Source organism: Spongiactinospora rosea (assembly GCF_003315795.1).
GTDB lineage: Bacteria > Actinomycetota > Actinomycetes > Streptosporangiales > Streptosporangiaceae > Spongiactinospora > Spongiactinospora rosea.
Window position 1 is genome coordinate 165115 of sequence record NZ_QMEY01000002.1, and the last position, 21492, is coordinate 186606.

The following is a 21492-nucleotide window of genomic DNA, read 5'->3' on the forward strand; positions in this document are numbered from 1 at the left end:
CACCAACAGTGACCGAACACTACGAGCGCCTGGGGCGCCTCGTCACGGACGCGACCGCCCAGATCGATGGCAAGTCGCCCTGGCTCGTGGTCGGCGCGGTGCCGATCCAGCCGACGCCGGTCGAGCTCGTCCCGGCGAGCGGCGATGAGCTGCGGCGATGGCTCCGACAGCACGTCGCGGACTGGCCGGCGCCGATCCCCATCGCATCCGAACAGCCGGAGACGTACGCGGACAAGCTGACCTTCATACCCTCGCGAAGCCCCGGCCGACCGGCCACCACTTACTATTGCGAACTCCACGCGGACGGCTCCGCGCTCGGCGCGCTGCAACTGGGAACACTTCGCGACAGCCCCACGGACGACAGCGAAGTCTGGGTGCTCGGCGAAGGCGCGATCGCGTGGATCACGATCGCCCTGCTGCGCCTCACGGCGGCCTTCGCCCATCGCACCATGGTCCTGGGCGAAGCCGCCGCCGAAGCGACCATCACCCCTGGCGCCGGCGCGGCGATGGAGGTGTGGAACCACGCCGGCTCGACGTACGGACCGGCAGGAGACCACCGGCTCTCCGAGGCCGTCTCCACGCGCCGCACGATCGACCTGGCCAGGTGCCTGTCGCCACACCTCACGATGACGGCACGACCACTCGTCCTCGGCCTCCTCCACCGGTTCGGCCTCTCCGGCTCACGCCACATCGACCCCAGCGGCGTGCTCCAGCGCAGGCACTTCACCGGTTTCGACGAAAAGATCCGCGCATGGGCCGACGCGATCGGCGCCCCATCCGAACCGTGACCGCGACGGTGCGGCACCGCGTCTCCGGGATGGGTGGTGCCTGCAGGCGGCATTCGCGGCAGGTGCAACAGCAAGGCGAACCGTGTCCTGCGTCCACCAGGGCGCCGATCGGCCGGCTGCAGGACGAGGAAGGGCTCGCTCTGCTGTTCGTGACGCACAACCTCGGACTCGTCCGCACGGCTGCGGACCACCGTCCTGGCGATCAGTTCACCAGGGATCTCATCGCGGCGACGCTCGATCGGCCGCGCCTACCGGTGGCCGGCCGGCCCCAGCAGGACGCCTCCGGCCGGTCCTTCGGCAGCGCCCACTTCGAGTGGCTCTACCTGACCGGCTGATCTTTTCCGGGTGATCAGCCGATGGTCGCCGTCATCAGGTCGCGCCCCACGGAAAGGGTGCCCGCGTAGCCGCCCAGGCGTACGTCCTGCTCGAACGCGCCCTCCCCCGCCTCGTCGTCCGGAGCCGGGATCAGGTGGGTCAGCATCAGGTGCCCGACCCCGGCGCGCATCGCCAGGCCGCCGAGCGCGACCGTGTCGGCGTGGTAGGCGAAGATCTTCTCGAACGGGGTCCCGGCGACGGCGGCGCGCAGCGCCGTGGTCCGGCACGCTTCGTGGACCAGTACGTCCGCGTCCCGGCTGAGCGCCTCCACCTCGTCGCACACGCGGGTGTCGCCCGAGATCACGACCGTGCCGTCGGGGGTGCGGACCCGGTAGGCGACCGCGTCGCGGACCGGTTCGTGGTGAACGGCGACCGCCTCCACCGTGACCCCGTCCCGCGACCAGAGCTCCCGGGGCTCGGAGGCGCAGGCGAACGCGTGCGTCCGCAGCTCGGGCGGTGCCTCCTGGACGTGCTCCATGCGCAGCGCGATGTCGGCCGCGTACGGGTCCAGCATCCGCGCGGCGAACTCGGCCGCCGCCCCCTCGGGCCGGCCTCTTCCCTGCCCGCCAAGAGACCTCGACCTTGATCAGGTACGGGTGGTGCGCAAGCCGGCTGTCAGGGCGGTGAACTCGCTGATCCGAAGGAGGCGGGCGAGCACCGTGTAAAGACAGGCGCCGACGGCTGTCGCGGCGCAAACGACGGCGAGCGAACCGGCCGGTCCCGTACCGGCAGCCGGGCTGAGGCCCGAAGCGACCGCCGCGGCGGTGAGCCCGGCGACCACCGCGGCCACCAGCATGCGCGAGTGAGAGCTGAGCAGGCGATGGCCATCGATGCGGCCGATGCGGCGCCGCAGCGACTGCGCGACGATCGCGAATCCCAAGGCGTAGGCGATGGCGGTGCATCCGGCGAGGGCGATGACCATGTCCGTGCCCGGATGAAGTCGCGCGGCGACCAGGCTGGTGACGAGGAGAGCGGCGGAGACCGTCACGCTGATCAGGGCCGGGGTGCGCGTGTCGCCAAGGGCGTAGTAGACGCGCAGCATGATCTGGTAGCCGGCGAACGGAACCAGTGCGAGCCCGTAGGCGGCCAGCACGAGGCCGGTGAGGTGGGCCGCGCCGGGTGCGGCGTTTCCGTGCGCGAACAGCAAAACGGTCAGATGAGGGCCGACGCCCACGCCCGCTGAGACGGCCGCGGGGCGGCGCTCCCAGACCGCTCCCGCATGCCGGTACCCGGACGAGGCCGGTCCGGGTCGGGCGGCGTTCGTTCAGGTGTCGGCCAGCAACGTGGGCAGTTCTTCCAGAAGCGCCTCGTGCCAGGCGATCTCCGCGCGCAGGCGGGCGAGATTGTGCTCGAAGAGCATCGGCTCCAGCCCGGTCAGGTACGGCCGGGCGGTGCGGTGCTCCTGCTGCATCATCGCGAGGTTGGCGAGCAGGGCCTGCCGCCGGGCGTCGATCGCGTCCCGTAGTTCCTGCTCACTGAGGTCGGGAACGTACTGCAACGCGAGGTCCACCGGATCAGGACGCACCCGGACGTCGCGCAGCGCCGCGTCCCGCTGGATCAGCAGCTCCGCCCGGCCCTCGTCGGTGATCGCGTACACGGTGCGCTCGGGCGAGTTGCCACCGCCCCCACGCTCAGTGCGCACGACCTCCACGAAGTTCACCTGCTCCATGCGGTGCAGCACGTTGTACAGCGAACCGGGCTTGATGTCGGTCCACAACTCGGTGCGGTCGAGCTTGGCCTCCTGCCGGATCTGGTAGCCGTGCATGGGCCCCCGGCGAGCCAGGATGCTGAGGACGAAGAGCCGTGCGCTGTTCACCCGAATAGTTCAGCTTGACCATGCCCGCCTAGTCAAACACGGTGCTCACCTCGCGACCGTGGCCACCTTCCCCACCAGTGCGGCATCCTCGATGGCCGCCAGCATGGCGCGGGCCAGGTCGGCCCGTCTGATGTCGCGGGCACCCCGCAAGGGCCGCTCGACGGCGACGCGGTACTCCCCCCGCGGCGGACCGTTGAGCAACCTCGGCACCCGCAGCACCGTCCAGTCCACCTCACCGCCGCCGGCGCGTAGCTCGGCCTCCATCCTGCGCAGATCGTCATAACCCCCGCCGAACAGCGACCGCAGCAACGGATGGACGACGAACCGATCCAGCGGCGCACTCTCCTGCGGAGTCTGCACCGGCACGGCCCCGACCACGACCAGCCGCCGCACCCCGGCCTCCACCATCTCGGCCCGGACGTTCGCCATCCCGCGCGAGTAGACGTACGTCGGCTTCCGCCCCGAATGCGACCCGACCGCGGACAACACCGCCCCCACCCCGTCGAAGGCCCCTTCCAACGACCCCGCTTCCAGCACATCCCCCCGCACCACCCGAACCTTCTCCCCCTCCACCGCTTCGGGCCTTCGCACCACAGCGGTCACCTCATACCCGGCGGCGACCGCCTCCCGAACGATCTGAACCCCCGTGGGCCCGGTGGCCCCCAGCACAGCGATCCTCATAGCCGCGATAGTAGTGCAAAGAAGTAGTCAAACGCGACTAGTCACAAATACTCCAGCTCGAACACGCCATCCCGCCGTGGGAGACCACCCGCGTCACGCTGCTCGGAGACGCCGCCCACGCCATGAGCCCGGCGGCCGGGGCCGGGGCCGGCCATGCCCTCCGCGACGCGGCGGCGCTCACCGCCGCCCTGACCCGTGGCGGCCCGCTGATCCCGGTGCTGCGCTCCTACGAGCAGGAGATGATCGCTTCCGGGTTCGCCGCGGTCCGCGCCTCCGCCGCGAACGGCGCCCGCGTGCTCGGCCAAGCCCCCCTCCCGGCCGGCTGACCTCGGACCCGGCGGCCCGGTTCAGCGGCACGCGGGACCTGGCCGGAGCGTGGAACGGCCCCGGGGACGGGCAGGCGCTGGGTGTCACCTGCCGGCCGGCGTGTAGACCAGTTCGAGGATTCCGGAGGAAAGGCGGTGCTTTCGACCAGGCGCAGGTTGAGAGCCTGGTCCAGTACGGGGAACAGCGGCGCGCCCTTGCCGGCGACGGCGGGCAGCACGCACAGCCGGTACTCGTCGACCACGCCGAGTTCGATCAGTGAACGCATGAACGTGGTGCCGCCGGCGGCGACGATCCCCTTGCCCGGCTCGGCCTTCAGCTTGGGGATCTCCTCGGCGGTGGGCCGGTATCCGGCCATGATCTCGTCGGTGTCGCGGCCCAAGAGGAAGGCCCCGGCCTCCCACAGGCGGCTGACGAAACACCTCTCCTGCTCGGGGTCGTCGATGCTCATCATGACGTCCCGGATCCCGTTGTCCCCCTGCGCGCCGTCCTGGACGTGTTCCTCGGCAAGATCAGCAGGTGAGGGCGGGCCGTGTATAGCGCCGTGCGATGGCGTGATCGGTAGGTCCCCAGCGCGGGCGCACGCCGTACCGTGGCGGCACCGCCATGTGAGGAGTCGCCATGCGCAGGAACCGTCCAGCCGCCGCGGGCCTGGTGCTCGCCGCGGTGGCGCTCGTACTGTCCGCAACTCCCGCCCAGGCACGGCCGGCCCCCTCCGGGTACCCGCCGGGGATGGCCGAGCAGGTGGGCCGCGATCTGGGCCTGACCCGCGCGCAGGCCGCCGAACGGCCGGCCCGCGAACAGCGGGCGGCCGAGCTGGCGCCCGCGCTGCGCGCTCGCTTGGCCGGCCGCTTCGGTGGCTCCTGGGTGGACGAGACCGGCGCGTTGGTGGTCGCCACCACCGATGCCGCCGACGTCCGTGCCCTCGCCGCGGCGGGCGCGCGGCCCGTCCTCGTCGGCCGGTCGCTGGCCGACCTGGAGTCGATCGTCGGCACGCTCAACCGGGCACCGGCCCCAGGCCAGGCGATCCGCGGCTGGCACGCGGACGTACGGGCCAACCATGTCGTGGTGCTGGCCGCCGACGCGGCTGCCGGGGAGGCGTTCGTGCGGGCGAGCGGCGTGGACCGCGCCGCCGTACGGGTCGAGGTCACCGCCGAGCGGCCGGTACCGTACCGCGACGTCCGCGGCGGCGACCCGTTCTACCTCACCGGCCTCCGGACCTGCGTGATCGGCTTCACGGTGCGCCGTGGCGAAAAACAGGGATTCGTCACCGCCGGCCACTGCCTCAAGCCCCGACCGGACGGCACGCCCCCGAGCACGATAGGCAAGGTCGAAGGCTGGTCCTATCCTGGCGACGACTACGCTTGGGCGTCTCTCGATCCGGCGTTGAAGGCGGTCGGCCTGGTCGGTCGCCCGACCGGCATCCGGATCGCCGGCTCCACCGAGGCGCAGCCGGGTTCCAGCGCCTGTTCCCTCGGGGTGACCGTCGGCGCGCGCTGCGGCACCATCCAGCAGTACAACGCCACCATCAACTACCCCGACGGCACGGTCACCGGCCTGATCCGCGCGTCGGTCTGCTCCGCGCCCGGCGACTCCGGAGCGCCGCTCGTGGCCGGCAACCAGGCCCAGGGCGTGCTCTCCGGCGGCACCGGCAACTGCTCCACCGGCGGGGCCAGCTACTACCAGCCGATCAACGAGGTCCTGGCCGTCTACGGACTCACCCTGCTCACCGCGCAGTGACCGCCGTTCCAGGGCCGCCCCGCAACCGGTCACGCTGAATCCAGCGGCCTCCGCGGGCGCGGCCTTGGCGGCCCCCGCCCGGTGGCCGTCGCACACACTGCCGCGATCACACGTTTCTTATCCGGGCCGCCCGGCCCCCGGCAGGGCGGGGTCCTGTCGATCCGAGGTCTTCGGCATGACCCGATATCGCCCGGAGAAGCGGCCACTATCCGACCCCTTCCCCTGTGAGTGTTGTCTCGCGCCGGACAACGGCGCCCAGAAACGACGACCAACGATCAGGAGCCCAATAATGGCCGTCACGTCCGTGACCCACCTGAACTTCCGTGGCCAGGCCCGCGCGGCACTCGAGTTCTACCAGTCCGTTTTCGGTGGCGACCTCGCCGCCGTCACCTACAAGGACGCCGGGAACGTACAAGACCCCGCCGAGGCGGACCAGGTGATGTGGGGCCAGGTACTGGCCGCCAACGGCTTCCACGTGATGGCCTACGACGTGCCCTCGCAAACGCCGTGGAACCCGGGCGAGAACGCGTTCTTCCTGTCCCTGCGCGGCCAGACCACACAAGAGATCACCACCTACTGGGAAAGGCTCTCCGAAGGCGCCACCATCGTGCAGCCGCTGGCACCCGCGCAGTGGGCCCCGCTCTACGGCATGCTCAAGGACCGCTACGGCATCACCTGGGTCATCGACGTCGTCAGCGACTACAACGGCTGAACACCGACACTCGCGGTGCGGGAGCACGCCTCCCGCACCCCTCGAAGACGACGAAAGGAGACGGCCGGAATGAGGATGCGCCCACTGGGACGGACCGGAATACAGGTCAGCCCCTACTGCCTGGGCACCATGATGTTCGGCCAGGTCGGCAACCCCGACCACGATGAATGCGCCCGCATCATCCACCGGTCCCTGGACGCGGGAATCAACGTCATCGACACCGCCGACGTGTACTCCTACAGCGAGACCGAGGAGATCGTCGGCAAGGCGCTGAAAGGCCGCCGCGACGACGTCGTCCTGGCCACCAAGGTGAACAGCCCCATGGGCAAGGACCCCAACCGCGCCGGCAGTTCCCGGCGCTGGATCGTCACCGAGGTCGAGCACTCACTGCGACGCCTGCAGACCGACCACATCGACCTGTACCAGATCCACCACCCCGACCCGCGGACCGACATCGAGGAGACCCTTGCCGCGCTGACCGATCTGATGCGCGCGGGCAAGGTACGGGCCATCGGCACCTCCAACTTCCCCGCCTCGGACATCGTCGAGGCCCAGTGGGTGGCCGAGCGGCGCGGTCTGGCGCGTTTTCGTACCGAGCAGCCGCCGTACTCCCTGCTCAACCGGGGCATCGAACGCGAGGTGCTGCCCGTGTGCGAACGCTTTGGGATGGGCACGCTGGTGTGGAGCCCGCTGGGGATGGGCCTGCTCACCGGCCGCTACCGCAAGAACCGCAACGACGGCAAGGACCGCGAGATCTCCGAGCGCCGGATGGCCTGGGTGCCCCGGCACATGACCGACGAGCGCACCCACGACACCGTCGAACGGCTCGCCCTGCTTGCCGGGGAGGCCGGGATGTCGTTGACGCACATGGCGATGGCGTTCGCGGTCGCCCACCCGGCCGTCACCACGGCGATCATCGGCCCGCGCACCATGGACCAGCTCGACGATCTGCTGGCCGGCGCCGGGACCGTCCTCGGCGATGACGTCCTGGACCGGATCGATGAGATCGTGCCTCCAGGCACCGACATCGGCCTGCTCGATGTGTCCTACGACCCACCGGCCGTGACCCGGGCCGGGCTGCGCCGGCGGCCGGGCGGCGAACGAGCCGCAGCCTGATCCGACGACCGCGCCGGACTCCTGCCGCCGACGGCATCTGCCCGCGTATGGCAGTACGGACTCACGCACGGTTCTGAGGGGCCTCGGTGCAGCACCACCCGGCGAGCGGTGGCCTTTTCCGCACCCCGGAGACGGGGGGTGGCACCCATGCCGTCGCTCCCCGCCGGCGTGCTTTCATCGTACGAATCACTAGGAGCCGGACGGCCCAGCCCCTCGGGTGGCCGGAATCGCGGAGCTCGTGGAGGCGCGGGGTGAGGCAAGGCAGCGGGTTCGCCGGGTACATGGGCGCACCTCTACGAGCCCTGGCGCTGGCAGGGCTCGCGCTGCTGGGGCCGCCGCTGCTGGTCGTGATCTTCGTGGGCGCGCACGCGGGACTGCCGTCTCCCGCGTTCTTCGTCGAGCACGGCCGCCGGCTGCCGGCACTGGCCCGCCGGCTGGCCGCCCGGTGGGGTGGCGTGGAGATCGCCTCGCCCTACCGTCCGGCTCCGCCGCCGCCCGTGTGCGATCCCGACGGCTGGTATCGCGACGGCGACGCTCTGTTCCGCTCGGCGTTCCTGCCCGCCTACCTGGCGCGGCTGCGGTGGGTCGCCCGCGATCCGGCGACCGCGCGCGACCTGTTGTGGATGATGCTCAACCCGCTGATCGGCGGCGTCCTGGCGGGACTCGCGCCGGCACTGATCGGTGGCGGTCTCGTGGCGGTGTGGTTCCACCGACCGGCCGGCGTCGCGGCGACGCTGCTCGGCTTCGCCCTCGGGCCCCGGCTGTTACGCCTGCACGCCCGCTGGACCCGGGTGCTGCTCGCGCCGTCGTCCCGCCGCGTGCCGGGCCGCGTGGCGGCGGCCGTCGGGGCGGGGATCAGGGTGGGGAGTCGCGCCGGGGCGCGGCTGTGCATGAGCCTCGTGCTGTCCGGGGTGGCGATGGTGTTCGCCGTGGCCCAGGTGGTGGCGATCGGGCTGCTGCCGAGGCGGCTGTGGCCTGAGGCCGTGTCGAGCTCGCGTCGTTTCGTGTCCTGGCGCCGGGCCAAGATCGGCGAGTGGACGGGTGTGCGGATCGCCGAACCATACCGCCCAGAGCCGCCGATGCCCGGCCCCGAGCCGGACGGGTCCTACCGGCTGAGGTGGGGGCCGGTCGGCACGGTCCATCGCACGCGGGGAGCCGTCGTGCGGGCGCGGCGGTTCGGGTGGATGGTACGTGACGGGGCCTCCTGGCGGGATCTGGCATGGTTGCTCCTGGATGCGCCCATCTGCGCTGTGCTCTTCGCCGGTCCGGCGCTGCTGGTCGTCGGCGGGCTGGCCGGGCTGTGCTGGCTGTGGTCGTGGACCTCGGCGCTGGGCCTGCTCACCGGGCTGACGTGGTCGCCCGACGACCTGCTGTACGCCGCCGTACCGGCGTTGTCAGGCATCCCGTCCCCGGTGTTCGGCCTGCTCGCCGCCGCCCTCGGCATGGGGGTCGCCCCGGCGATGCTGCGCTGCCACGCCCTGCTGAGCCGCTCGCTGCTCGGCCCGGCCAGGGCGGCGCTGCTGACGAGCCGGGTGGACACGCTGACCAGCAGCCGCGATCAGATCCGGGACGTTCAGGCCGCCGAGCTACGCCGGATCGAACGCGACCTGCACGACGGCGCGCAGGCCCGGTGGGTGGCCGTCGGGATGACGCTGGGGGCGGCCGAAGGGCTCATCGACCAGGACCCCGAGGCGGCCAAGGCGATGATCGCCGGCGCCAAGGACATGTCGATGACCGCGCTCGTCGAGCTACGCGAGCTCATCCGGGGCGTCCATCCGCCGGTGCTCGCCGACCGCGGGCTCGCCGACGCCGTACGGACCCTGGCGATGGACGCCCCGCTGGACGCGGAGGTCCGCGTGCATCTGCCGGGCCGGGTGGCCGCGCCGATCGAGGCGGCGGTCTACTTCGCCGTGTCCGAGCTGCTGACCAACGCCTCCAAACACGCCGCCGCGTCGAGCGTCCTGGTGGAGCTGCGCCACGCGGACGGCGTGCTGACGGTCACCGTGGCCGACAATGGGCGGGGCGGCGCCGTGGCCGGACGTGAGGGCGGGCTGCACGGCATCCGGCGCCGGCTCGACGGATTCGACGGAGTTCTGACCCTGTCCAGCCCACCGGGCGGACCGACCGTTGCGACCTTGGAGATTCCATGCGCGTTGTCCTCGCCGAGGACGCCTACCTCCTCCGGGAAGGGCTCACCCACCTTCTGAGGGCTCATGGCATCGAGGTCGTGGCCGCGGTGGACACCGGCGAGGAGCTCCTCGACGCCCTGGCCGGGCATCGGCCGCACGCCGCGATCGTGGACGTACGCCTGCCGCCCGGCTACACCGACGAAGGGGTACGGGCCGCCATCGAGGCCCGCACGCGCCATCCGGGATTTCCCGTACTGGTCCTGTCGCAGTACGTCGAGCAGATCTACGCCCGCGAGTTGCTGGCCGACGGCGCCGGAGGCGTCGGTTACCTGCTCAAGGACCGGGTGTTCGACACGGGCCACTTCGTCGACGCGCTGCGCCGGGTCGCGGCCGGCGGCACCGCCATGGACCCGGAGGTGGTCTCGAAGCTGCTCGGCGGTACCTCGCCCCTGCACCCGGTCGCGTCGCTGAGCCCGCGCGAGCGCGAGGTGCTCCAGTACATGGCGCAGGGACGCTCGAACGCCGCCATCGCCGACCGGCTCCACATCAGCGAGGGTACGGTCGGCAAGCACATCGCCGCCGTCTTCACCAAACTCGGCCTTGAGGCCACGGACGACACCAACCGCCGGGTCCTGGCCGTGCTCGCGTTCCTCAACCACGCGCGGGCGGCGCCGCCGCACCCTACCGGGTTTTGATCAACGGGTGGGCCGGACGGACAGGGCATGCCGGAACACCCCGCGCGGGTCCCAGCGGGCCTTCGCCCGCTGCAGCCGCGGGTAGTTGCCACCGTAGTAGAGCGTGGACCATGGCACGCCGGAGGTGTTCCACGCCGGGTCGGCCAGATCGATGTCGGGATAGTTGATGTAGGCGCCGCCGTTGGCGCCGCCCGGAACCGGCACGCCACCCGTGTCGGCGTACATCGCCCGGTAGAAGCGCCGCACCCAGGCGATGCGCTCGGCCCCCTCCCCTTCCGTCCAGGAGCCCACATAGAGCGCCTTGAGTATCGAGTCGCGCTCGGCCACGGCGGTCGCGCCGGGGGCCACGGTGTTGACCCGCCCGCCGTAGGACGCCAGCAGCAACACGCCACTCGAAGAGGCCGGGCCGGCCACGCTGAGGTGGTCGTAGGCGACCCGGAGTTGCCGATCGGTGAAACGCCGGCGCATCTGGGCGGACTTGGCCTTGAACCTCCCGGACTCCTGGTCAGCGCCGAGCGCTTGTGTGCTGACCGCGTGGTACCACGGCAGCCGTTGCACCGGAGGGATGTACCCCTGCGCCTTCACTCCCCGCGTCAGCGCCGCGAAGTACTCGGTGAGCAGACGCTCGGGGTTCGGAACGGAGGCGTCCATCATGGTCGGCAGGATCATGCCGCCAGGCTCCGCACCCTGCACGCGGCTCTGGACGATCAGCGAGCTCCAAAGCCCCGCGTACGGCGAGCGGGGGGAGCTGTTGCGCTCGTGCCACTCGCCGTGGTTGCGCAGCAGCGTGGTGAACGACTCCTCGGTCATATCACTCCACGACCAGGCCGGATGGCAGACCAGCAGGGCCGGCGGCGGCTTGGGCAGCAGCTTACGGGGGTCCTTCCCCTTCGCCTGAGGGTCGCGCATCCAGTAGCGCGTCACGACGCCGAAGTTTCCGCCTCCGCCGCCCGTGTGCGCCCACCACAGGTCATGGTCGGGGTCGGACGGATTTCTCGTGGCGACCGTCGTACGCGCCCGCCCCGAACGGTCCACCACCACGACCTCGACGGCGTGCAGGTAGTCGACCACCGAGCCCAAACGGCGCGAGTGCTGGCCGTAGCCGCCGCCGGCGATGTGGCCGCCGGCCGCCACCCCGCCGCACTGGCCTCCGGGAATCGTCACCCCCCAGCCCAGGTACAGCGTCCGGTACACCTGCATCAACGTCGCGCCCGCCTCGATCGCGAACGCGCCGCGCTCGTCGTCGAAGTACACCTCCGACATCTCACACATGTCGATCACGACCTGCGCGCCGTCACCGACGAAGTTCTCGTAGCAGTGGCCACCGCTGCGCACGGTGACCCGCTTGCCGGCCTTGACGGCCTCCTCCACGGCCTTCTCTACCTGCTCGGTCGAGCCGACCACGTGGAAGTACTCCGGTCTGGCGTCGAACCGCTGGTTCGTCCGGCGTATGGCTAGATCCCCATAACGTGGGTCATTCGGGGCTATCCGGACCGGCCCCAGTTCCTGAGCCCCTGCCTTCGACGGCATGCCGAGGCCCAGCACCGCCGTTCCGCCGAGTACTGCCGCTCCGCCCACGAATCCGCGGCGGTTCACCTCGCTCACGATCGAACACCTCCTGCTCTCGACCGAAATCCGTGCGATGGCAACGCTAGAAGCGTGATCACTGGGTGGAGAACCGCCTTGGCACCCGTCCGAGATGGGGGTTAACCCCCGTATTTCCGCTGACGGCCCGGTCCAGCGGCAGCCGACTCCCTTGACATCGTTGGGATTACCAACCATTATGTTGGCAATACCAACTATGTCCCGCCCTGGACGGCGCAGGAAGGAATCCTCATGCCCGCAATCCGGATCAGGAGCAGAACGGCGACCGTGGTCACCATCGCGGCGGTTCTGGCGCTCTGTACGTTCACCGACTCTTCGGCCCAGGCCTCTCGCACGCCGGAAACACCGGCCGACCGCCCTGCCAGGTCGGAGATCCCGGCCGCGGTCGATCCCGCGGCCGATCTGGGACGGCATACGCCCGGGCCCGAACTGACCTGGTTCGACTCGATCTACTTCACCAGCTCCGTGAAAGCCAACGGCCAGGACTTCGGCCTTCAGGTCCACACGCGCATCATGCCGAACCGGGACGAGGCCGCCTACCGTTGGACACTCTCAGTGATCAACAAGACCACCGGGTGGTACAAGGACTACGCCGCGATGGTCGAGCCGAAGGACTACCGGTGGAGCCAGGGCAAGCTCGACATCAAGGCGCCGGGGCTGAGCTGGACAGGCGACTCCGTCCGCCAGTCGGTGCGGGTCAAGACGCCTTGGGGATCGCTCGACGTCCAGCTCGCGCCCACCGGCCCCGCCATGAACTACGCGTCGACCGGCGTGTTCCACCTGGCCGACGGCGTGCCGAACCAGGAGTTCGCGCTCCCGGAGATGCGGACGTCCGGGACGCTCTCCATCCAGGGCAGGGAGCACAAGGTCAGGGGCACCTCCTGGCTGGACAGGCAATGGGGGGAGATGCCCAGGTCGCTGGTCCGGTGGACGTGGATGAATTTCAGCATGCCCAATGGCGACAAGGTCGCCCTCTGGGACACGGTCGGCGCCAAGTCCAAGAACAGCTGGGCGACCGTCCTGCGCCCGGACGGCTCCTACGAGGTGGTCGCCGTCGAGCCGCTCGCGAAGGGCGCCTCCCGGCAGTGGACCAGTCCGGCCACCGGCCAGAGCTATCCCACTCGCTGGCGCGTCCGCATTCCCGCCCTGGACACCGTGCTCGACGTACGGGTCACCGGAAACCCGGACCAGGAGATCGAGACTCCCGATGGGAGCGGCTACCTGGAGGCGACGGTGGCGTTCAACGGTATGTACCAGGGCAAGAAGGTCCTCGGCGAGAACTACGTCGAGATGACCGGCGAGTGGAAATCCTGAACACCGGCGCATCGAGTCGCCCGGCGCGATGCGACCGGGGCCGCCGGCAGGCGCGCCCGCCCCTGCGCCGGCGGCCCGATCCGCCCACCGCCCGCGCCCGGGCGATCAGGTGCTCGCCGTCGTCGCCGACCGCCACGCGCCGGACCCGCCTGACCGTCGTCCGAGCGAGACCTCCTCCTTCCCCGTGAAAATGCGATCGGCCGCACCACTGGACGTGAGCAGTGCCAGGTCCTTCCGCAACGCCTCGTACCACATGTCCTCACCGCCCGGCCCGAGCAGGAAATGGGCGGCCTCAAGTGTTCTCATCGAGAAGTGAGCGGTCTCCGCGCACCACGCGTACGTCGAGGTCACCGGGATCGCGGCGTCCTCGTTGCCGTGGTACAGAAAGATCGGACACTGCAGGCGGCCGGCGGTGGCGGGTTTGAGGTAGGACTCGCTCGCGTGCAGTTCCGCCCGGATGATCGGCAGGAACAGCTCGATGAACTCCTCGTCGTCCCCCAGGTCGGGGCTCAGCCCGCCCATCGCGATCAGCTCGGCGAGCAGTTGCCGGTCGTCCAGCGACCGCCAGTTGACATCCGGCAGGGGTGTGGCCGGCGCTCGCTGGCTGGCGACGAAGATCGCCCGGACGCTCTTCCCGGACGCTTCCAGGCGCGCCGCCACGTCGTAGGCCACCAGGGCCCCGTAGCTGATCCCGGCGATCGCGAGGTCGTCGCTGCTCTCGATCTCCTCCGCCAGCTCGGAGAGCACGTACTGGCCGGCCGACGCGACGTCAGGGAGAGGATCGTCGGAGATCTTCCCCTCCCGGCCGGGCAGGTCGGGCAGCACCAGCCTGACACCTTCCGGCGGATCCTCCCGCCACTTGCGGAAACGCCCCATCCCGCCGCCGGCGTGGGGAAAGCACATCAGAGACAAGACCCGCCCGCTCGACATGTGACACCTCTGTTGTTCGACCGAAAAGAGATCAGCGCGCGCCGGCCGCGACGGGGCCTATCCAGGCCAGCAGTTCATCCAGCGCCTGGTAGAAGCGCTCGATCTCGGCGACCTCGTTGTACGAGTACGCCGAGACGCGCAGGGACTCGCCCCCGGCCAGCTCGGTGACCAGGGGCTGCGCGCACAGATGACCGCTGCGCACCATGAGGCCGTAGGAGTCGCTCAGCATGCGGGCCACCTCCCCGGTCGGGAGGTTCTGGTCCAGGCGCAGGGTCACCAGCGCGATCCTGTCGCTCTCCTCCGGCGGGCCGATCAGGCTCAGCCCCGGGCGGGCGAGAGCCCCGCCGACCAGCGCCGCGCGAAGCTCCCGATCGTGCTGGTGGCGCGCCGGCCCGTCCGCGGCCTCCAGGTAGCGGATCGCCGCGGCACTGCCGATGACGGACGCGATGGCCGGCGTGCCCGTCTCGAACTTGAACGGGATCCGCCGATCGACACTACCGTCGAGATCGACCCAGTCCACCATGCCGCCGCCGACCGCCAGGGGCCGCAGCGCGGCGAGCGGTCCACTGCGGCCGTAGAGGCAGCCGACCCCGGTGGGGCCCAGCATCTTGTGCATGGAGAAGGCCAGGAAGTCCACGTCCAGCTCCCGCACGTTGACGCGCTGGTGCGGAAGGTACTGCGCCGCGTCGACGACGATCGTCGCGTCGCAGGCGGAGCGGACCTCGGCGATCAGCTCCTCCACCGGATGCACGACGCCGGTGACGTTCGAGCAGTAGGTGAGCGCGACCACCTTCGGCCGGCCGCGCAGGAGCGCCCGGAAGTGGTCGCGGTCGAGCCGGCCGTGGGCGTCCACCCGCGTCAGGTCCAGGCGGCCGGCCCGCCGCCAGGGAAGGAGCTGCGAGTGGTGCGCGTCCATGCAGCCCACGATGTACGCGTCCGGGTCCAGGCCGAGCCCGCTCGCGACCAGGTTGAGCGCCTCGCTCGTGTTGCGGAGCAGGACCAGTTCGTTGGCCGCGGCACCGATGTGACGGGCGATCGTCACCCGGGACGCCTCGTAGGCGTCCGATGCCTCCTCTGACAGCCGGTGCTTGCCGCGGTGGATGTTCGCGCCGTTGGTCTCGTAGTACTCGGTGATCGCCTGGATGACGGACTGCGGTTTCAGGGTCGTGGCCGCGTTGTCCAGGTAGGAGATCACCTGTCCGTCGATCTCGCGATGCAGGGCTGGGAAATCGTCTCGGCGGATCATCGCGCGGCCTCCTTCGCGGAGATGTGGGAGATGCATGACTGGAACTTGCCGCTGCGCTCGCAGGCGATGTAGTCCACGGCCTCGACCCGGACGGGGGCGGGCGCCAGGATCTCCGTCAGGCGACGCTCCAGCGCCGCGGCGTCATCGGCCGGCGCCTGGGCCCCAGGCACGTACCGGAACGTGCACGCACCGGTGAGGTCCTGTTCCAGTTTGTACAGATCGATCCAGGGCACATCGCCGACCGCGGCGTCCAGCGCGCCCGGCGTGACGAGGCGGCCGTCCGGGAGCCGGACCATGTGGGTGCCCCGGCCCTCGATCCGCACCACTGGCAGGTCGCTGCCGCAGTCGCACGAGCCGCCCAGGGGGGTGAAGTAGTCGCCGGTGGCGTACCGGATGCGCGGGATCAGTCCGTCGTCCACCGTGGTGACGTACAGCTCGCCCATCTGGCCTTCGCGGACGGGCTTGCCGTCCCGGACGAACTCCACGAAGAAGTCCCGGTCGTTGATGTGCCGGTGTCCAAGGTGACAGTCGAACCCGAGGTAACCCAGCTCGGACATGCCGATCATGTCGCCGATCGGGACGTCCGGGCCCATGAAGTCCTCGATCTGGCGCCGCGCCGCCCGGGTCATGAGCGTGTATCCGCACACGATGTGCAACGGGCGCGGCGAGGTGATCCGGCGTCCGAGCCGCCGTGCCCACCTGGTCAGGAAGGCGAAGTGCGTCGGGTCCACCACCAGCAGGTCGGGCTGGTACAGCTCGATCTCGTCGAGGGCCTTGACGATCTGCCACTCCGGCGTGGCCAGGAGGTCGTGCGCGACGGTCAGCACCAGGGTGCCGTCGGGCAGTGTCCGGTCCTCCATGCCGGAAAATCCGGTCGCGCACTCCACGTCGGAGCAGTTCGGTGGAGCGTACCGGCAGATCTTCGGTCGGCTGCCGGGCCGCCAGAGGTCGTCGAAGCGGCGGTTCACGCCGATCGCGGTGGCCTGCCGCCGCGCCAGGTCATAGGCCAGAATGGCGCTGTTGAGCCGATCGCCGGAGGTCCCGGAGCTCTGGAAGCGCATGACGTGCGAGGAGTTGAGCGTGTATCCCTTGGCCAGCACCCCCGTCGGGAAATTGCGGCGATAGTGCGACTTCGACGTCGGCGGGATGCGCAGGAAGTCGTCCGCGTCCTTGATGTCCTCCGGCCGCAGGCCGTTGGCCTCCATATGATCGCGGAAGAAGACGGTGCTGTCGAAGGCGTAGGCGATCTCTTCTCGCACGGCTTCGAACGTGGCCGAGCCGGTCATGCCATGGCCACCAGGACTTTGCGGGCCCCCGAGTAGGGCCTCCTGCCGTGCGAGAACTGCTCGTTGTCGACGATCATGACGTCGCCCGTCCGCCAGGGAAGCGCGATCTCCTCCGCGTCGTAGGCCGCCCGGATCTGGGCCAGGTGCTCGGGGTCCAGCGGGCTGCCATCGCCGTACATGGCGTTACGCGGCAGCTCGTCCTCGGCGAAGCTTTCGAGCAGTTCGCGCCGGACTCCCTCGGGCAGCGAGCTGACGTGGAACAGGTGCGCCTGGTTGAACCAGACCCTCTCGCCGGTCGCCCGTGAGGTGATGGTGGCCTGCACCACATGCCGGGTGCGCAACCGCTCTCCACCCAGCCACTCCACCTGGATGCCGTTGTTCGCGCAGTACGCGTCGACCTCGTCGCGGTCCTCGGTCTGGAAGACCTCCTGCCAGCTCAGGTCCAGGCCGTGGCCGAAGTTGCGGACGTACATGACGCCGTCGCGCTCGAAACGCTCGCGGGTCTCGGCCGGCAGCCGGGAGTGGACGCGGGCGCTGTCGGCCACGGGCGTCTCGCCGCCCTCGGCCGCCGGGACCAGGCAGGTGAGGAAGAGCGTGGACGGCCAGGAGGCCGTGTACGACATCTCGTTGTGCGCGGGGATGGTCTGGTCGGGCGGGTACTCCGTCGAGGTGAAGACGTTGCCGTCGACCCGTTGCCGCGGAGTGGAGCGGTTGTCGTAGTCGCGCAGCCCTCCCGTGAGCGCCGTGGCGAGCTCGGCCAGCCCCGCCGCGTCGAGCGGGGTGAAGCCGCGCAGCAGGACCGCCCCGTGCTCGGCACGCAGCCGCGCCAGCGTGTCACCCGAGCTGGACAGCCACTCCCGCGCGTCAAGGCCGGCCACGGTCGGCGCGCACATCACCGCCCGTGATCCCTCGGCCAGCGGATCCACACGGACCAGCGAGTCCTTGCTGACCGAGATGGATTTCCGCGAGCTGCCGAAGCGGCCCTTCGGGGCCGCCGTCGTCTGGTTCGTCATGCCTGTTCCGCCTTCTTCTCCAGGAGCCGGTCAATGAACTCGGCGAGCTCCGACACCACGGGGCGCTCGAAGAGATTGCGCAGCTTGATGTTCACCTTGAAGTCGTCGCGCAGCTTGGCGATGAGCTGGGTCGCCAGCAGCGAGTGGCCGCCGACCTCGAAGAAGTCGTCATCGGCGCCCACCTGCTTGAGCAGCAGGAGCTGCGCGATGATGCCGGCGACCCTGTTCTCGGTCTCGGTGCGCGGCTCGACGTAGGACGTGGAGCCTTCGCTGTACAGGCCCGGCTCCGGCAGCATCGAGGCGTCGATCTTCCCGGTGCTCGTCAGCGGGAAGGCGTCCAGCGCCACCAGATGGGCGGGAATCATGAAGTCCGGAAGCCTCTCCGCCAGGAACTCCCGCAACCAGTCCGCGGACCCGCGGCCGCCCTCCGTGTCGATCAGGTAGCCCACGATGTGGGCGGCGGTGCTCTCGCCGGCCTCCACGGCGAGGCTGCCCGTCACCCGGGGGTGCTGACGCATGACCGCCTCGATCTCCCCCAGCTCCACCCGGAAGCCGCGTACCTTGATCTGGCGGTCGATGCGGCCGAGGAACTCGATGCTGTGGCCGGGCAGGAAGCGGACCTTGTCCCCTGACCGGTACATCCGCGCCGACGGATCCGGGCTGAAGGGATCGGCCACGAACCGCTCCTGCTGCTCCGCCGTGCCGGACAGGTACCCCTGCGACACCGAGGAGCCGCCGATCCACAGCTCGCCGGGAATGCCGGCGGGCAGCGGCCTGCGCTGGGGGTCCAGGACGTAGGCGCGGGCGTGCCGCATCGGCTTGCCGAGCGGAACGCTGGAGGCCAGCGTGGCCAGGTCGCCCGAGGTGGTCTCCCCGCAGAGCACGCCCACGGTCGTCTCGGTCGGGCCGTAGTGGTTGTACACCTTGCAGCCGCCGAGAAAGCCGCGGAACAGGTTGTACGCGCCCCAGCCGAACGGCTCGCCGCCCACGACCAGGGCCTTGCTCGGCATCAGTCGCTCGGGCTCCTCCGCCACGGCGAAGACGGACTCCAGGTGCGTCGGCGTGATCTTGAGGAGGTCGTAGCTCTCCTGGCTCAGCAGCTCCGCCAGTGCCTGCGCGTCGGCGGAGACGTCCGGGGGGATCACCAGAAGCTCGCCGCCGCTCAGCAGGGGCGGGAACAGGCCGGTGTTCCCCAGGTCGGTGCCCAGGGTGCTCAGGGCGACCGAGTCGATCGTGCCGGTGAGGCCCAGCCGGTCGAGCACGCCGTCCAGGTAGGCCGCGAGCTGCCCGTGGCCGACCAGCACCCCCTTCGGCACGCCGGTGGAGCCCGAGGTGAACAGGACGTACGCGGGGTCGTCGTCGGCCGTGGCCACGTCGGGGCGCTCGTCGCCGCGGTTAGCGCAGACCGTCAGGTCCGCGTCGAGGAGGACGATGTCACAGTCCGCCGTCAGGCTCGCGGCCGTTTCCGCGGTCGCCACGACGTGAGTGAAACCGACCGCGTCCATGATGGTGGAGCGGCGCTTGGGGGGCAGGCTCGGATCGACCGGCACGTAGCCGGCGCCGGCCTTGGCGATCGCCAGCATCGAGACGATGGCGAGGTCGGAACGTTCGAGGAAGAGCCCGACCAGCGTCCCGGCGCCCACGCCCCGCCCGGCCAGCTCGCCGGCCAGGCGGTTGGCGGCCCGGTCCAGCTCACCGTAGCTCCAGGTGCGGGCGGCGTACCTGAGCGCCGGGGCGTCGGGCGTGCGCCGCGCGCTCTCCTCGACCCGCCGGTGCCAGTGCGTCGCGGGCCGTACGGGCGGCTGCGCCGGGTTGGTGGCGGCCACGAGTTCGCGCGCGGAGTCCTCGTCGAGCATCGCCAGCGTGTGCACGGCGGCCGACAGGGCGCCGCCCAGCGCAGAAAGGGCGGCCCGCAGGCAGTGGAGCAGCGCGTCGGCGCCCCCCTCGGCCAGGCTCATGGCCTGGTGGTGCAACGTGAGACGGATCTCCCCGTCCGTGCCCTGCGCAGAAAGGCCGATCTTGCGGGCGTCGTCGGACGGCTCGACCCACAGGCCGGAGAAGGCGGGCGCCTCCGCGGAGGCGAACCCGGTCGCGTCGCCGAACCTGAAGCCCGGGAGGGCGCCGGCATGCTGCCCGGCCGGCTCCACGGAGCTCTCGTCCGCCTGCTCGAACGAGTCGAGCTCCAGGTCCACCGCCCGCAGCAGCTCGTCCAGCGTCGTCTCGTCGGAGATCGCGGCCAGGATCGGCATCGGGGTCTCGAACCGCCCGATCGACCCGAGCATCTCCTCGAACGGCCGGCGCGTGAGCGTCGCGTCGACCGCCAGGCGCTCCGGCCGTCCGGTGGCGTGCCAGAGGGCGACGAACCAGCCGGTCAGCAGGACACTGCGCAGACCGCCGTCGAGCCCCTCCGCCAGGCTCCGCAGCCGCCGCGCCAAAGGTTCGGGGAGCGTCCACTCCAGGTCTTCGTGCCCCGTCTCGCTGGAACGCAGCTCCAGCGGCAGGTACAGGGGAGGCAGCTCGGCGAGCCGCGCCGCGCGGTCGGCCGCGATCTCCTTCTGGCGATCGCTCGGCGGTCCCTGCTCGAACTGCCACTGCGCGTAGTCGGCGTACTGCACGACATCGTCGCGGCTCCACGGCGTGCCGCTCAGCCGCGAGGCGTACGCCTGCCGCAGGTCCCGGAAGAAGATCTCGGCCGAGGCCCCGTCCATGCTCATCCGCGGGGCTGACACCACGAGCGAGCGCCGCTGGTCGGCGTGGGTGAACAGGGTCAGCCGCACGACGCGCTCATCGTCCTCACCCGCCGTGGCCCGCGCCTCCTCGCGGACGAGCGCGGCCAGCGCCGCGTCGTCACCGGAGCTCTCCCGGACGCCGACCAGCGGGCCGTCCTCGATCACCATCAGCACGGCGCTGTGCTCGCCCAGAACCTTGCGGTAGGCGGTGCGCAGGCTTTCGTGGGCGGACACCACGTCGTGGGCGGCCCGCTCCAGCACGTCGCGGTCGAGCGGCGCCGCGAGGCCCACCCCCGCGACCGTCCGGCCGGTCGGTCCGCCGGAGGCGAGACCGAGAACGTGCTCCTGCTGCTTGGAGAGTCGGAAACCCTCCCATTCCTGGGTCATCAGTTCTCCTCCGGATCGATCCACATCTGCCGGTCGGTGTACTTGTTCCAGGTGTCGACGGCGTCCGGGCCGAGGTATTCGGCGGCGACCTTCCAGAACCCGGAGTATTCCGCCGGCAGATTGAGCTGGGTGTTGCCGGCCTGCTGCGGCATGTGCGCCAGGACGTCACCCAGCTTCATGCGCAAAATGTCGAAGAACTCGTCCCGCTCCAGCGGAATGTCCGCGCCGGTCCGCCGATCCTTCATCTCCGGCTTCCCCTTCGGGCGCATCATGTTGCGGAAGCTCTTGCCCAGGGACTGGTAGCTCATGACGGAGAAAGTGAAGATCATCTGCTCCACCGGCGCTCCGACGATCGCGCGGACCGCGACGCGCTTGTCCTCGGGAATGGACTCGACATTGTCGTTGTGCAGGCCCTCCGTCCCGTAGACGCCGTGGAACAGCCCCGCGAGACAGACGTGGTCCGCCGCCTGCATGTCCTGGAGGATGGTGCACGCCCGGAACATGTGGTTCATCAAGGTCTCGTCCTGGTGGGCGACTTTGTGCAGGCCCAGCCGGACCAGGTCGCCGCGATATTTTTCAGCGTCAAGCATGGCAAACTCCTTGGAT

Annotated in this window: 20 protein-coding genes and 1 pseudogene; 9 read left to right on the top strand and 12 right to left on the bottom strand. The window is 70.5% G+C overall.

Annotated features, from left to right (window positions below; all coding sequences use genetic code 11):
* The first annotated feature begins 8 nt into the window (after positions 1–8).
* Together DP939_RS06195 and DP939_RS06200 are read left to right on the top strand one after the other, a co-directional pair.
* Positions 9–788, top strand: a complete 780-nt coding sequence (locus DP939_RS06195; protein ID WP_113979630.1) for a hypothetical protein — start codon at positions 9–11, stop codon at positions 786–788.
* A complete protein-coding gene (locus DP939_RS06200) occupies positions 785–1123 on the top strand; it encodes a hypothetical protein (RefSeq protein WP_147267893.1) in 339 nt (112 codons plus the stop codon). The genes DP939_RS06195 and DP939_RS06200 overlap by 4 nt, the downstream gene beginning before the upstream one ends.
* Positions 1124–1137: 14 nt before the next feature.
* Here the strand turns inward: DP939_RS06200 and DP939_RS06205 are convergent, their stop codons facing one another.
* From DP939_RS06205 to DP939_RS06220, 4 genes are all read right to left on the bottom strand, one after another.
* Entirely contained in the window at positions 1138–1677 is a 540-nt protein-coding gene (locus DP939_RS06205) for an MBL fold metallo-hydrolase (protein WP_113979632.1), read from the bottom strand.
* Positions 1678–1749: 72 nt separating this feature from the next.
* A complete protein-coding gene (locus tag DP939_RS06210; protein ID WP_113979633.1) occupies positions 1750–2337 on the bottom strand; it encodes a lipid II flippase MurJ in 588 nt (195 codons plus the stop codon).
* A gap of 90 nt (positions 2338–2427) precedes the next feature.
* Positions 2428–2979: a PadR family transcriptional regulator gene (locus DP939_RS06215; RefSeq protein WP_113979634.1), complete on the bottom strand. Its 552-nt coding sequence runs from the start codon at positions 2977–2979 to the stop codon at positions 2428–2430.
* A gap of 45 nt (positions 2980–3024) precedes the next feature.
* Positions 3025–3660, bottom strand: a complete 636-nt coding sequence (locus DP939_RS06220; RefSeq protein WP_113979635.1) for an NAD(P)-dependent oxidoreductase — start codon at positions 3658–3660, stop codon at positions 3025–3027.
* Between the two features lie 122 nt (positions 3661–3782).
* Here DP939_RS06220 and DP939_RS49075 point away from each other — a divergent pair.
* A pseudogene (locus tag DP939_RS49075) lies at positions 3783–3839 on the top strand (hypothetical protein); the annotation flags it as partial.
* 47 nt (positions 3840–3886) lie between these two features.
* On the opposite strand, the gene DP939_RS06230 reads toward DP939_RS49075, so the two are convergent.
* Positions 3887–4438: a dihydrofolate reductase family protein gene (locus DP939_RS06230; protein WP_199564986.1), complete on the bottom strand. Its 552-nt coding sequence runs from the start codon at positions 4436–4438 to the stop codon at positions 3887–3889.
* Between the two features lie 167 nt (positions 4439–4605).
* Between DP939_RS06230 and DP939_RS06235 the strand changes: the two genes are divergently transcribed.
* The 5 genes from DP939_RS06235 to DP939_RS06255 all read left to right on the top strand — a co-directional run bounded on the left by DP939_RS06235 (position 4606) and on the right by DP939_RS06255 (position 10376).
* Positions 4606–5724 (top strand): S1 family peptidase, encoded by a 1119-nt coding sequence (locus tag DP939_RS06235; RefSeq protein ID WP_113979637.1) that lies wholly within the window; start codon positions 4606–4608, stop codon positions 5722–5724.
* A 289-nt stretch (positions 5725–6013) separates the two neighbouring features.
* Positions 6014–6436: a VOC family protein gene (locus DP939_RS06240; RefSeq protein ID WP_113979638.1), complete on the top strand. Its 423-nt coding sequence runs from the start codon at positions 6014–6016 to the stop codon at positions 6434–6436.
* Between the two features lie 69 nt (positions 6437–6505).
* Positions 6506–7552 (top strand): aldo/keto reductase, encoded by a 1047-nt coding sequence (locus DP939_RS06245; protein WP_113979639.1) that lies wholly within the window; start codon positions 6506–6508, stop codon positions 7550–7552.
* A gap of 251 nt (positions 7553–7803) precedes the next feature.
* Complete coding sequence (locus DP939_RS06250) at positions 7804–9759, top strand: sensor histidine kinase (protein ID WP_147267894.1); 1956 nt, start codon at positions 7804–7806, stop codon at positions 9757–9759.
* Positions 9699–10376, top strand: a complete 678-nt coding sequence (locus DP939_RS06255) for a response regulator transcription factor (protein ID WP_113979641.1) — start codon at positions 9699–9701, stop codon at positions 10374–10376. Before DP939_RS06250 ends, DP939_RS06255 begins: the two co-directional genes overlap by 61 nt.
* On the opposite strand, the gene DP939_RS06260 is transcribed toward DP939_RS06255, so the two are convergent.
* A complete protein-coding gene (locus DP939_RS06260; protein ID WP_199564987.1) occupies positions 10377–11981 on the bottom strand; it encodes an FAD-binding protein in 1605 nt (534 codons plus the stop codon).
* A 231-nt stretch (positions 11982–12212) separates the two neighbouring features.
* On the opposite strand from DP939_RS06260, the gene DP939_RS06265 reads away from it, so the two are divergent.
* Complete coding sequence (locus DP939_RS06265) at positions 12213–13295, top strand: lipocalin family protein (RefSeq protein WP_113979643.1); 1083 nt, start codon at positions 12213–12215, stop codon at positions 13293–13295.
* Between the two features lie 105 nt (positions 13296–13400).
* Here the strand turns inward: DP939_RS06265 and DP939_RS06270 are convergent, their stop codons facing one another.
* From DP939_RS06270 to DP939_RS06295, 6 genes are read right to left on the bottom strand one after another with little or no spacing between them, the layout of a single operon-like run.
* Positions 13401–14225 (bottom strand): thioesterase II family protein, encoded by an 825-nt coding sequence (locus DP939_RS06270; RefSeq protein WP_113979644.1) that lies wholly within the window; start codon positions 14223–14225, stop codon positions 13401–13403.
* A gap of 31 nt (positions 14226–14256) precedes the next feature.
* Positions 14257–15471, bottom strand: a complete 1215-nt coding sequence (locus DP939_RS06275; protein ID WP_113979645.1) for an aminotransferase class V-fold PLP-dependent enzyme — start codon at positions 15469–15471, stop codon at positions 14257–14259.
* The gene (locus tag DP939_RS06280) at positions 15468–16757 is read right to left on the bottom strand and encodes a phenylacetate--CoA ligase family protein (protein WP_113979646.1); all 1290 of its coding nucleotides are present in this window, start codon (positions 16755–16757) and stop codon (positions 15468–15470) included. The genes DP939_RS06275 and DP939_RS06280 overlap by 4 nt, the downstream gene beginning before the upstream one ends.
* Positions 16754–17770 carry a TauD/TfdA family dioxygenase gene (locus DP939_RS06285; protein WP_113979647.1) on the bottom strand — a complete coding sequence of 339 codons (1017 nt, stop codon included), beginning with the start codon at positions 17768–17770 and terminating at the stop codon, positions 16754–16756. Before DP939_RS06285 ends, DP939_RS06280 begins: the two co-directional genes overlap by 4 nt.
* Positions 17767–20886 carry a non-ribosomal peptide synthetase gene (locus DP939_RS06290; RefSeq protein WP_199564988.1) on the bottom strand — a complete coding sequence of 1040 codons (3120 nt, stop codon included), beginning with the start codon at positions 20884–20886 and terminating at the stop codon, positions 17767–17769. Before DP939_RS06290 ends, DP939_RS06285 begins: the two co-directional genes overlap by 4 nt.
* On the bottom strand, positions 20886–21476 hold the full coding sequence (locus tag DP939_RS06295; protein ID WP_113979648.1) for a DUF6817 domain-containing protein: 591 nt from the start codon (positions 21474–21476) through the stop codon (positions 20886–20888). Before DP939_RS06295 ends, DP939_RS06290 begins: the two co-directional genes overlap by 1 nt.
* Positions 21477–21492: the final 16 nt, after the last annotated feature.